Here is a 12425-nt window from a genome sequence, read left to right on the forward strand (position 1 = left end):
GTCCATGAGCACCACCGCCACCACCTACGGCGCCCGGGACCACGCCCGGGCCCAGGCCGGCACCGTGGTCGAAACGATGCCGTCGATCCCGGCGAGCACCTGGGCGGCACCGCCGCCCGGTGTCGCCGCCGAGGCGCTGACCTGGGCCGAGACCGTCGCCGGGGGCGGGTACACGCACAAGGTGCTGGCCCGGGGCACGCGGCTGCGGCTGACCGACGTCGAGGGCGACGCCTGCGCGCACGTGCTGCTGTTCAACGCCGACGGGCCGTGGGAGCGGCTGAACGTCGCGGACACGGTGAAGGTGCAGTGGAACGCCTATCTCGGCGAGAAGGTGGCGCTGCTGTCCGACCAGGCCCGCGTGCTCGCCACGATCGTCGCGGATTCGAGCGGCCGCCACGACGCCCTGTGCGGAACGTCCACTGTGGACGGCAACACCGAGCGCTACGGCGACGGCGCCCCGCAGGGCCCCTCCCCCGCCGGCCTGCCGCTGTTCACCTTGGCCGCGGCGAAGAACGGGCTCGGCCCGCGTGATCTGCCGCCCAGCCTGTCGTTCTTCCAGGGCGTGCGGGTCCAGCCGGAAGGCGCCCTGGAGTTCACCGGCTCCGCGGGCGCCGGGAAGTCGCTCGACCTGCGGATCGAAATCCCGTCGATCGTGCTGATCGCCAACGTGCCGCACCCGGTCGACCCGCGCCCGGACTACACCGTGACGAACCTGGAAGTGCTCGCCTGGCGCGACGAGCCGTCCACCCCGGACAGTCCGGAATGGACGCACAGCCCGGAAGCGCAGCGCGCGTTCGAGAACACCGCCGACTACCTGACCGCACGGGGGATCGCATGAGTACGGCGTACCAGTCCCAGCTGGAGCTGACGTTCGACGTCGCCGCGCGGGCCCCGTTCTCGACCGTGCTGAAGCGCGGCAGCGAGCTGGCGATCATCGACCTCGGCGGCAACCAGGCCGTCGACTTCCTCTGCTACGACGCGAACGACACCGCGAAGCGCTACAGCGCCGCCGCGACGATCGCCGCGCAACGCACCATCTTCCTCACCACCGGCAGTGTCCTGCGCACCCAGGAGGGCGCGCCGCTGCTGACCGTCGTCGCCGACACCTGCGGGCGCCACGACACGCTCGGCGGCGCGTGCAGCAAGGAATCCAACAGCCTCCGCTACGGCCAGCACACCCGGTTCCAGCACGCCTGCGTCGAGAACTTCCTCAGCGAGGGCGCGAAGTGGGGGCTGGGCAAGCGCGATCTGGTCAGCAACGTCAACTGGTACATGAACGTTCCAGTCGAAGCGGACGGCACACTCGGGATCGTCGACGGCATTTCCGCGCCGGGCCTGGAAGTCCGGCTGCGCGCGGAGACCGACGTGCTCGTCCTCGTGTCGAACTGCCCGCAGATCAACAACCCCTGCAACGGGTTCGACCCGACGCCGGTGCGCATGGTCGTCACCGCCCCCGGGAGCGACGAGTGAGGCTGCTCGTCGCCAACCGCGGCGAGATCGCGGTCCGGATCCTGCGCAGCGCCGGGGAACTCGGCCTCGAAACCGTCGCGGTGTACTCCGACGCCGACCGCCTGGCGCCGCACGTGCGGCTGGCCGACCGGGCCGTGCGGCTGGGCCCGGCACCCGCGGCCGAGAGCTACCTGCGGGCCGGCGCGATCGTCCAGGCCGCGCTCGACACCAGCTGCGACGCGATCCACCCCGGCTACGGCTTCCTGTCCGAGGACGCGGCGTTCGCGCGAGCCTGCGAAGACGCCGGGATCGCGTTCGCCGGGCCGTCGCCGGAGCACCTGGAGGTGTTCGGCAGCAAGCACACCGCGCGCGAGGCGGCGATCGCGGCGGGCGTGCCGCTGCTGGCCGGCACCGGCCTGCTGTCCGATGTGGACGAAGCGCTCGCGCGGGCGGCGGACATCGGCTACCCGGTGATGCTCAAGGCGACCGGCGGCGGGGGCGGCATCGGCATGCGCGCCTGCGCGTCGCCGGACGAGCTGCGGGCCGCCTGGGACACCGTGCGCAGCGTCGCGGCGAAGAGCTTCGCCAGCTCCGGCGTCTTCCTGGAACGGCTGGTGACCCGCGCGCGGCACGTCGAGGTCCAGGTGTTCGGCGACGGCTTCGGCGAGGTCATGGCGCTCGGCACGCGGGACTGCTCGCTGCAGCGGCGCAACCAGAAGGTCGTCGAGGAGTGCCCGGCGCCGGATCTGCCCGACGCGGTCCGGAAGCAGCTCGTCGAGTCGGCCGTCGCGCTCTGCTCGTCGGTCCGGTACCGCTCGGCGGGCACGGTCGAGTACGTCTACGACCCCGGCCGCGGCGAAGCGGCGTTCCTCGAGGTCAACACGCGGCTGCAGGTCGAGCACCCGGTCACCGAGGCGGTGTACGGCGTCGACCTGGTCGCCTGGATGCTGCGGCTCGCCCAGGGCGACCGCGCGATGTTCCGCGCGACCCCGGTCGCGCGCGGCCACGCCGTCGAAGCCCGGGTGTACGCCGAAGACCCGAACGCCGGGCACCGGCCCAGCTCCGGCCTCGTCACGCGGGCGGAGTTCCCGGCCGGCACCCGGGTGGACACCTGGGTCGGCCCGGGCACCACCGTGACCACGCACTACGACCCGTTGCTGGCCAAGGTGATCTGCACCGGCACCGACCGCGCGGACGCGCTGGCGCACCTGCGGGACGCGCTCGCCGCGACCCGCGTCGACGGGGTCCGGACCAACCTCGGGCAGCTGCGGGCGGCGGCCGCCGACGCGGCCTTCGGCGCGGCCGCCCACGACACGTCCACTTTGGACGGTGTCGAGGACCCCGAGCCGCAGATCGACGTCGTGCGCGGCGGCACGATGACCACCGTGCAGGACTGGCCGGGCCGCACCGGGTTCTGGCACGTCGGGGTGCCGCCGAGCGGCCCGATGGACGACCTTTCGCTGCGGCTGGGCAACCTCGCCCTCGGCAACCCCGAGGGCGCGCCCGGCCTGGAGTGCACCGTGGACGGCGTCACGCTGCGGTTCTCCCACGCCACCAAGGTGTGCCTGACCGGCGCGCCGACGACGATCTTCGTCGACGGCGCCGAGGTGCCCTTGTGGACACCCGTCGAAGTCCCCGCCGGCGCCACCCTGGACGTCCGCGCGTGCTCGGCCGGGTTGCGCAGCTACGTGCTCGTGCGCGGCGGCATCGACGTCCCGGCGTTCCTCGGCAGCGCGGCGACGTTCACGCTGGGCAAGTTCGGCGGGCACGGCGGCCGCGCGCTGGCCGCGGGCGACGTCCTGCGTCCGGGCCCGGAACCCGCGGACCCCGTGGTGGGCCCGGTCGCCGACCGGCCGGACTTCAGCACCCACTGGACGATCGGCGCGCTCGAAGGACCGCACGCCGCACCGGAGTTCTTCACCCCGGACGACGTCGACACCTTCTACGCCACCGACTGGCAGGTGCACTTCAACTCCGCGCGCACCGGCGTCCGCCTGGTCGGGCCGCGGCCGGAGTGGGCGCGCCCGGACGGCGGCGAGGCGGGCCTGCACCCGTCGAACATCCACGACACGCCGTACGCGATCGGCGCCGTCGACTACACCGGCGACCTGCCGATCCTGCTCGGCCCGGACGGCCCCAGTCTCGGCGGGTTCGTCTGCCCGGCGACGGTCGCCACCGGCGAGCGGTGGAAGCTCGGGCAGCTGCGGCCGGGCGACACCGTGCGGTTCGTGCCGATCGGCACCGACCACGCGGCGGCGCTGCGCACCCGGCCCGCGACGGCGATCGAGCCGAGCCGCCCCGCGCGCGACGACGGCGGAGTCCTCTCGCGACTGTCCGCTTCGGACGGCGAGCCGCCGGTCACCTACCGCCGCAGCGGCGACGACAACTTGCTCGTCGAGTACGGCGAAATGAAGCTCGACCTGGCGTTGCGGATGCGGGTGCACGCACTCGCGGAACGGCTCGCGGCCGAAGGCGTGCCGGGGATCGTGGACCTGACCCCGGGCATCCGGTCGCTGCAGGTGCACGTCGATCCGGACGCGCTGCCGGTCGGCAAGGCGCTCGGCCTGGTGCGCGAGCTGGAACGCGACCTGCCGCCGACGCACGACCTCGTGGTGCCCAGCCGCCACGTCCGGCTGCCGCTTTCGTGGGACGACCCGGCGACGCGCGAGGCGATCGAGCGGTACATGACCGGCGTGCGCGACGACGCACCGTGGTGCCCGTGGAACATCGAGTTCATCCGGCGCGTCAACGGCTTGTCTACTGTGGACGACGTCTACCGGACGGTGTTCGACGCCGAGTACCTCGTGCTCGGGCTCGGCGACGTCTACCTCGGCGCGCCGGTCGCGACCCCGCTCGACCCACGCCACCGCCTGGTCACGACGAAGTACAACCCGGCGCGGACGTGGACGGCGGAGAACTCCGTCGGCATCGGCGGGGCGTACCTCTGCATCTACGGTATGGAAGGACCGGGCGGCTACCAGTTCGTCGGCCGGACCACGCAGGTGTGGAACAGCTGGCACGGCGGGGACCAGCCGTGGAACCTGCGGTTCTTCGACCGGATCTCCTGGTACCCGGTGTCGGCCGAGGAGCTCCTGGAGCTGCGCGCGCAGAGCTCTTCCGGGCAGCTGGCCCTCGACACGACCGAAGGCACCTTCGCGCTCGCCGACTACGAGAAGTTCCTGGCGGACAACGCCGGCAGCATCGCGGAGTTCCGGGCGACGCAGGCGGCCGCGTTCGAGGCGGAACGGCGGGCGTGGGCCGCAGCGGGCGAGTTCGACCCGAAACCGGAGCCGGTCACCCGGCCCCCGGCCCGGGTCGAGGCACCCCCGGGCGGGCACGTCGTGGAGGCACCGTTCGCGGCGACCGTGTGGCGGGTCGACGTCACGGCGGGCGAGCGCGTCGAGGACGCGCAGTCGCTGGTGACGCTGGAAGCGATGAAGACGGAGGCGCGGATCCCCGCGCCGGCGAGCGGCGAGGTGGTCGAAGTGCTCGTGTCCCCCGGCGACCAGGTGGCGCCCGGCACGCCGCTGGTGGTGCTCGGATGAGCCCCGTCGAGCGCGTACGAGCCGCGTACCGCCGGATCGAGCAGGTGGACCGGCCGGAGATCTGGATCGACCTCCGGCCCGAAGAAGAGGTGGTCGCCGAGGCGGCGGCGCTGGCGGACCGCGGTCTCCCGCTGGCCGGCAAGCTCGTCGCGGTCAAGGGCAACATCGACGTCGCGGGGCTGCCGACGACGGCGGGCTGCCCTGCTTACGCGTACAAACCGGAGGCCGACGCCCCCATGGTCGCGCGGCTGCGGGCGGCCGGGGCGCTGGTGCTCGGCACGACCAACCTGGACCAGTTCGCGACCGGGCTGGTCGGCACGCGCAGCCCGTACGGCGCGGTGCGCAACGCCGTCGACCCGGCATACGTCTCGGGCGGGTCGAGTTCGGGCTCGGCGGTCGCGGTCGCGCTCGGCATCGCCGATCTGGCGCTGGGCACCGACACCGCGGGCTCGGGCCGGGTACCGGCGGCGTTCAACGGGATCGTCGGGCTCAAGCCGACCCCGGGCCTGCTGCCGACCGAAGGCGTCGTGCCCGCGTGCGCGAGCATCGACTGCGTCTCGCTGTTCGCGCGGACGGTCGAAGAGGCGTCGTTCGCGCTGACCTGCCTGGCCGAGCCGGCCCAGGTCCACTCGGGACGGTTCCGCATCGGCGTGCCCGCGTACCTGGGCCCCCTCGCCGAGGGCTGGGCGGAAGCCTTCGCGGCCACCGTCGACGAGTACGCCGCGGCGGGCGCCGAAGTGACCACTGTGGACACTTCGGTGTTCCTCGAAGCGGCGGAACTGCTGTACGGCGGCGCGTTCGTGGCCGAGCGGTACACCGCGGTCGGCGAGTTCCTGGACGCGCACCCGGAGGCCGTCGACCCGGTGGTGCACGGCATCATCACCGCGGCCCGCGACCTCCCCGCGCACCGGCTGTTCGCGGACCAGGCGAAGCTGGCCGGGCTGCGGGCCAGTGCACTGGCCGCGCTGGCCGGCGTCGACGCGCTGCTGTTCCCGACGACGACCGAGCACCCCACGATCGCCGCGGTGGCCGCGGACCCGGTCGCGGTCAACGCGCGCCTGGGCCGGTTCACCAACTCCACCAACCTGTTCGGCCTGCCGGCACTGGCGGTCCCGGCCGGGACCGTGGCCGGGCGCCCGTTCGGCGTGATGCTGATCGGCGCCCCGCACGACGACCTGAAACTGGCGACCCTGGCGAGCCTGCGCGGCGAGCGGGTGCCGATCGTGGTGGTCGGCGCCCACCTGCGCGGCCAGCCGCTGAACCACGAACTGACTTCCCGCGGCGGGCGGTTCGTGGCCGCGGTTTCCACGTCGGAGTCGTACCGGCTGTACGCGCTGGACACGGTGCCGCCCAAGCCGGGCCTGGTCCGGGTCGCGGCCGGCGGCGTCGCGATCGCGGCGGAGGTGTGGGACCTGCCGGTGCGCGGGTTCGGCGAGTTCGTCTCGCGGATTCCCGCTCCGCTGGCGATCGGGAAGGTGGAGCTGGCCGACGGCACGCGGGCCCCCGGCTTCGTTTGCGAACCGGCGGCGATCGAGGGCACGGCGGACATTTCGGCGAAAGGTGGCTGGCTGGCCCACCTGGGCGGGTAACGATCAGCTGCCCGGCGCGGTAACGAGCCTTCAGCGACCGCACCGGGCCTGCCGATGTACCCGGTAACGACCTCCGGAGGCGGCCATGACCACGGCAACCCGATCCCCGCAGAGCACCCTCGTCCACTCCTACCTCTTCCTGCGGCGAGCGATCGGGCTCATCGGCCTGGCGCTGCCGTTCGTGCTCATCTTCGGCAAGCAGCTCGTCCAGGGTGGCGACCTCATCGGGTCGCTCAGCGGCTACTACTACAGCGACGTCCGCGACGTCTTCGTCGGCGCGATGTGCGCCGCCGGGGTGTTCCTGTTCGCCTACTACGGCCACGACTTCATCGACAACGTCGCCAGCACGGTGGCCGGGCTCGGCGCCATCGGGCTCGCGCTCTTCCCGACCACGCCGGACCACGACGTGTCGGGCTGGGACCGGACCGCGGGCGTGCTGCACCTGGTGTTCGCCGCGGTGTTCTTCCTCTCCCTCGCCTACTTCTGCCTGCGCCTGTTCCCCCACGACGGCGAGCAGCCGGCCGGCGTCGGCGTCGTCTACCGCGTCTGCGGCGTGGTGATCCTCGCGTCCCTGGTGCTCATCGTGGTGACGAGCCGGCTGCGGCTGGTGCCGGAGTGGCACCCGGCGCTGTGGCTGGAGAGCGCGGCGGTGTGGGCGTTCGGCGTCGCATGGCTCGTCAAGGGCGGGACGCTGACGCCCAAGAGTGTGCCGTAGCCCACTCGACCGGGCCACAGCACTGGTTACCGACGGGTAACAAGGGCTATCGTGCGGCTATCACCGTCTACCTCCAATGGAGCATTCGTGGCCGCACCAGCAACGCCGCTCGCGCCGAACGCGCGGGGCGTGCGCACCGTCGCCTTCGTCGAGGGGGTACGGACCCCCTTCGGCAAGGCCGGCGACAAGGGCATCTACGCCGGGACCCGGGCCGACGACCTCGTCGTCAACGCCATCCGCGAGCTGCTGCGGCGGCACCCCGAACTGCCGCCCGAGCGCGTCGACGAGGTGGCCATCGCCGCCACCACCCAGATCGGCGACCAGGGCCTGACCATCGGCCGCACCGCCGCGCTGCTGGCCGGGCTGCCGAAGTCGGTGCCCGGCTTCGCCATCGACCGCATGTGCGCCGGCGCGATGACCGCCGTCACCACCGCCGCGTCCGGGATCGGCTTCGGGGCCTACGACATCGCCATCGCCGGCGGCGTCGAGCACATGGGACGGCACCCGATGGGCGAGGGCGTCGACCCGAACCCGCGGATCATCGCCGACAAGCTCGTCGACCCGACCGCGCTCGTCATGGGCCAGACCGCCGAGAACCTGCACGACCGCTTCCCCGCGATCACCAAGCAGCGCACCGACGCCTACGCCGCGCGCAGCCAGGAGCGTTACGCCGAAGCCGTCAAGACCGGCAAGATCGGGCCCGAGCTGGTGCCCGTCGCCACCCGTTCGAAGGAGCTGGGCTGGGGTCTCGCCACCGAGGACGAGCCGCCCCGCCCGGGCACCACGCTGGAAACCCTCGCGAACCTGAAGACGCCGTTCCGCCCCCACGGCCGGATCACCGCGGGCAACGCGGCCGGCCTCAACGACGGCGCCACGGCGTCGCTCCTCGCCGACGAGGAAACGGCCCGCGAGCTGGGCCTGCCGGTCGCGATGCGGCTGGTCGGCTACTCCTTCGCCGGCGTCGAGCCGGAGGTCATGGGCATCGGCCCGGTGCCCGCCACCGAGAAGCTGTTCAAGCGCACCGGCCTGTCCATCGACGACATCGGCCTGTTCGAGATCAACGAAGCCTTCGCCGTGCAGGTGCTGGCCTTCCTCGACCACTTCGGCATCGACGACGAAGACCCGCGCGTGAACCAGTGGGGCGGCGCGATCGCGTGCGGCCACCCGCTGGCTTCCTCCGGTGTCCGGCTCATGACGCAGCTGGCGCGCCAGTTCGCGGAACGGCCCGACGTCCGGTACGGCATGACGACGATGTGCATCGGCATCGGCATGGGCGGCACCGTGATCTGGGAGAACCCGGCCTTCGAGGGGGCGAAGTAAATGACTTTCACCGCTGAAGAAGCGAAGGCCGCTTTCCCGGACGAGGTCGTCACGCACGCCGTGACGCGCCTGGTGAAGGTGCCCGGGCTCGAGAAGCCCGTCGCGCTGATCACGCTCGACAACGGCCACGACCACACCCGGCCCAACACGTTCGGCCCGCAGGGTCTCGTATCCCTGAACACCGCGCTGGACCAGGCTTTCGAGGCGGAGCCCGCCGCGATCGCCGTCACCGGCAAGCCGTTCATCTTCGCCGTCGGCGCGGACCTCTCGGGGGTCGAATCCGTGAGCGACCCGAAGCTGGCGCGCGAGATCGCCCAGACCGGGCACGACGTGTTCCGCCGCCTGACCGAAACCGAGATCCCGACGTTCGGGTTCATCAACGGCGCGGTCATGGGCGGCGGGCTCGAGCTGGCGCTGTCCTGCCACTACCGGACGCTGTCGGAGAACACCGCCGCCATCGCGTTCCCCGAGGTCTTCCTCGGCCTGTTCCCGGGCTGGGGCGGCACGCAGCTGCTGCCGAACCTGATCGGCGCGGACGCCGCCGTCACGGTGATCATCGAGAACGCCCTGGCGCAGAACAAGATGCTCACCGTCAAGCAGACGGCCGAGCTCGGCATCGTCGACGCGGTCTTCGGCTCGGCCGACTACCTCGAGCAGTCGCTGCTGTGGCTGGCCCGCGTCGTCAACGGCGAGATCACCCCGGAGCGCCGCGAGATCGACCGCGGTTCCGGCTGGGACGCCGCCATCGCCCGTGCGAAGTCCATTGTGGACGGCCGGACGCACGGCGCGTCGCCGGGCGCGACCAAGGCCGTCGAGCTGCTGGAGCTGGCCCGCGAGAACGACCTCGACCGCGGCTACGCGGCCGAAACCGACGGCCTCGCCGAGCTGCTCATGTCCGACGTCCTGCGGGCGGGGCTGTACTCGTTCAACCTGGTCAACAAGCGCGCCAAGCGCCCGGCGGGCGCGCCGGACAAGAACCTGGCCCGCAAGGTGAACAAGGTCGGCATCGTCGGCGCCGGCCTGATGGCCAGCCAGCTCGCGCTGCTGTTCGTGCGCCGTCTCAAGGTGCCGGTCGTGCTGACCGACGTCGACCAGGCCCGCGTCGACAAGGGCGTCGGGTACGTCCACGACGAGATCGACAAGCTCCTGGCCAAGAAGCGCGTCTCCCCGGACGGCGCCAACCGCCTCAAGGCGCTGGTCTCGGGCTCGCTCGACAAGGCCGCCTTCTCCGACGCCGACTTCGTCATCGAAGCCGTCTTCGAGGAGCTGGGCGTCAAGCAGCAGGTGTTCGCCGAGCTGGAGCAGCACGTCAAGCCCGAGGCGATCCTCGCGACGAACACCTCGTCGCTGTCGATCACCGCGATGGCGTCGAAGCTGCAGCACCCCGAGCGCGTCGTCGGCTTCCACTTCTTCAACCCGGTCGCCGTGCTGCCGCTGCTGGAGATCGTCCGCGGCGAGCAGACCGACGACGCGTCCCTGGCGACGGCGTTCTCGGTCGGCAAGCAGCTCAAGAAGTCCAGCGTGCTGGTGAAGGACGCTTCGGCGTTCGTCGTCAACCGGCTCCTGCTGCGTTTCCTCGGCGAGGTGCTGGTCACCGTCGACGAGGGCACGCCGTTCGAGGTCGCCGACTCCGCGCTCGAGCCGCTGGGCCTGCCGATGACGCCGCTGACGCTGATGCAGCTCGTCGGCCCGGCCATCGCGCTGCACGTCGGCGAGACGCTGCACGAGGCCTTCCCGGACCGGTTCACCGTGTCCGACAACCTCGCGAAGTTCGTCAAGGCGGGCAACAAGGGCGTCTGGGTCTGGGACGACCAGGGCACCCAGTCGGCCGACCCCGAGGTCGTTTCGCTGTGGACGCAGGGAGATTCTCCGTCCACTTCGGAGCAGGTGCGCGAGCGGGCGCTGTCGGCCATCGCGGAGGAGATCCGGATCATGCTCGACGAGGGCGTGGTCGCGGAGGCGCAGGACATCGACCTGTGCCTGATCCTGGGTGCGGGCTGGCCGTTCTGGAACGGCGGCATCACGCCGTACCTGGACCGCTCCGGCGTCTCCGAGCGCGTGAACGGCAAGCCGTTCCTCGCCCCGGGCGTGGCTTCGGTCCCGGCTTCCTAGTATTCGCCCTCACGAGGGCACTTCGGCGGCGGCGCGGTGAGTTTCAGCTGCGCCGCCGTCGCGTCGGAATCGATGACCGTCACGCGCTCGGCGGTCCGGAAGCGCGCGTGCAGCTCCTGCGCCCAGGCCTTCAGATCGGTGCCGGGCACGGCAAGCAGGGAAACCGACGGCGGGTCCACGAACAGCCGCCGCGCCTTCGGGTCGTCGCGGAGCGCGCGGACGGCCGGCTGCAGCTCGGCGTCGGAGGAGAAGACCACGACCACGGCCGCACACAGGGTGTGACCGGCCAGCGGCGCGGGGTTGGTGTCGACCGGCAGGTCGGGCGGCCGCTTCAGCTCCGCGACGCCGAACGCCAGCCCCGCCCCGGTGACCAGGGCCAGCGCGATCACCGGCACCAGCACACGGCCCAGCGGCTTTTCCTCCACACCCGAGATCACAGCACACGCCGGCCGCCGGAACACCGCCCGTTCACCCCGGCGGCGGGTCGTGGAGTCGTTCGAGCCGCAGTGGGTACACGAGCAAATCGCCTTCCGGAACGTGCCTCATCGGGCAGGCGAACTCGCTCGAGGACTTGTGGATGGACGCGGATCGGATTTTCGTGGACGGGTGGTGAACGGGAGAGTGCTGCTCGTACGGACGGTCATGGCCGGGTTGCGGTGGCTGCTGGGCCTGCCCGCGCCCGTGTTGCGGGTGCTCGCGGGCCGTCCGGTGGTGGTGGCCGGGCGGCGGCCGGTGCTCTCGGCCCAGGTGCTGATGCGGGTGTCGCGGTTCGCGCCGTTCGACGCGCCGCACCGCAACGGCAGCCTTTCGCGGGCCCGGGCCGAGCTGAACCTGGCGGGCGCGCTCGCCGGCGCGGGCATCTGCCCGGGCGTCCGGACGCGCGACTCGACGTGGCCGGGGCCCGGCGGGCCGCTGCCGCTGCGGTACTACGAACCGGCGGGGGTCCCGGCGCCCTCCCCGGCCCTCGTGTACTTCCACGGCGGCGGGTTCGTGCTCGGCAGCCTGGACACCCACGAAGGCGCGTGCCGGCTGCTGGCCGAGGAGGCCGGGGTCCGGGTGGTGTCGATCGGCTACCGGCTGGCGCCGGAACACCCGTTCCCGGCGGCGGCTTCCGACGCGGTGACGGCGTTCGCGTTCGTCCACGAACACGCGCCGGAGTTCGGCATCGACCCGGCGCGGCTCGCGGTGGGCGGCGACAGCAGCGGCGCCAACCTGGCGGCGGTGGTGGCCCACGCGGCCGCCCGCGGCGAGCTGCCCCGCCCGGCGTTCAGCCTCCTGCTCACCCCGGCGACGGACGCGCTCGGCGAGTCGCCGTCCCACCAGCAGTTCGGCTGGGGTTTCCGCCTCGACCGCGACGAATGGGCCTGGTACCGCGCGCAATACCTGCGCGACCCGGCTTCCTACACCGATCCCCGCGCCTCGGTCGCGTACGACGAGACCGTCGAGGGCCTCCCGCCGACGTACGTGGCGACGTGCGGCTTCGACCTGCTGCGCGACGAAGGCGAGACCTACGCGGCCAGGCTCGCTTCCGCGGGTGTCCCGCTGGTCCACCGCCGCCACGAAGGCCAGCTGCACGGCTTCGCGAACCGCGTCGGCATCGACCCGGACGCCCGCGCGGCCATGCTCCACGCGGCCGGAGTGCTACGCGCCGGTCTCGCCCTGGCCGGGTCGTGAGTGTTCAGGAGGGTTCTAACC

At 72.4% G+C, this 12425-nt stretch carries 9 protein-coding genes; 8 read left to right on the forward strand and 1 reads right to left on the reverse strand.

Annotated features, from left to right (window positions below):
* The first annotated feature begins 4 nt into the window (after nt 1-4).
* The 7 genes from SD460_RS36790 (at nt 5) to SD460_RS36820 (ending at nt 10730) form a co-directional block, all read left to right on the forward strand.
* The gene (locus SD460_RS36790; RefSeq protein ID WP_290057489.1) at nt 5-838 is read left to right on the forward strand and encodes an urea amidolyase associated protein UAAP1; all 834 of its coding nucleotides are present in this window, start codon (nt 5-7) and stop codon (nt 836-838) included.
* Complete coding sequence (locus SD460_RS36795; protein WP_290057488.1) at nt 835-1470, forward strand: urea amidolyase associated protein UAAP2; 636 nt, start codon at nt 835-837, stop codon at nt 1468-1470. Before SD460_RS36790 ends, SD460_RS36795 begins: the two co-directional genes overlap by 4 nt.
* A complete protein-coding gene (uca, locus tag SD460_RS36800) occupies nt 1467-4994 on the forward strand; it encodes an urea carboxylase (RefSeq protein WP_318307389.1) in 3528 nt (1175 codons plus the stop codon). Before SD460_RS36795 ends, uca begins: the two co-directional genes overlap by 4 nt.
* On the forward strand, nt 4991-6583 hold the full coding sequence (locus tag SD460_RS36805) for an allophanate hydrolase (RefSeq protein WP_290057486.1): 1593 nt from the start codon (nt 4991-4993) through the stop codon (nt 6581-6583). Before uca ends, SD460_RS36805 begins: the two co-directional genes overlap by 4 nt.
* 85 nt (nt 6584-6668) lie before the next feature.
* The gene (locus tag SD460_RS36810; protein WP_290057485.1) at nt 6669-7298 is read left to right on the forward strand and encodes a DUF998 domain-containing protein; all 630 of its coding nucleotides are present in this window, start codon (nt 6669-6671) and stop codon (nt 7296-7298) included.
* A gap of 129 nt (nt 7299-7427) precedes the next feature.
* Nucleotides 7428-8618 (forward strand): thiolase family protein, encoded by a 1191-nt coding sequence (locus SD460_RS36815; RefSeq protein ID WP_290057498.1) that lies wholly within the window; start codon nt 7428-7430, stop codon nt 8616-8618.
* Nucleotides 8619-10730: a 3-hydroxyacyl-CoA dehydrogenase NAD-binding domain-containing protein gene (locus tag SD460_RS36820; RefSeq protein ID WP_290057484.1), complete on the forward strand. Its 2112-nt coding sequence runs from the start codon at nt 8619-8621 to the stop codon at nt 10728-10730.
* On the opposite strand, the gene SD460_RS36825 is transcribed toward SD460_RS36820, so the two are convergent.
* Nucleotides 10727-11155, reverse strand: a complete 429-nt coding sequence (locus tag SD460_RS36825; protein WP_290057483.1) for a hypothetical protein — start codon at nt 11153-11155, stop codon at nt 10727-10729. The genes SD460_RS36820 and SD460_RS36825 overlap by 4 nt on opposite strands.
* A gap of 181 nt (nt 11156-11336) precedes the next feature.
* On the opposite strand from SD460_RS36825, the gene SD460_RS36830 reads away from it, so the two are divergent.
* Nucleotides 11337-12404, forward strand: a complete 1068-nt coding sequence (locus SD460_RS36830; protein ID WP_290057482.1) for an alpha/beta hydrolase — start codon at nt 11337-11339, stop codon at nt 12402-12404.
* The last annotated feature ends 21 nt before the right edge of the window (nt 12405-12425 follow it).

Source organism: Amycolatopsis solani (assembly GCF_033441515.1).
GTDB classification, from domain to species: Bacteria; Actinomycetota; Actinomycetes; order Mycobacteriales; family Pseudonocardiaceae; genus Amycolatopsis; species Amycolatopsis solani.

Coding starts and splice junctions, on each gene's coding strand:
- SD460_RS36790 (WP_290057489.1), top strand. CDS start 5: ATGAGCACCACCGCCACCACCTACGGCGCCCGGGACCACGCCCGGGCC.
- SD460_RS36795 (WP_290057488.1), top strand. CDS start 835: ATGAGTACGGCGTACCAGTCCCAGCTGGAGCTGACGTTCGACGTCGCC.
- SD460_RS36805 (WP_290057486.1), top strand. CDS start 4,991: ATGAGCCCCGTCGAGCGCGTACGAGCCGCGTACCGCCGGATCGAGCAG.
- SD460_RS36810 (WP_290057485.1), top strand. CDS start 6,669: ATGACCACGGCAACCCGATCCCCGCAGAGCACCCTCGTCCACTCCTAC.
- SD460_RS36820 (WP_290057484.1), top strand. CDS start 8,619: ATGACTTTCACCGCTGAAGAAGCGAAGGCCGCTTTCCCGGACGAGGTC.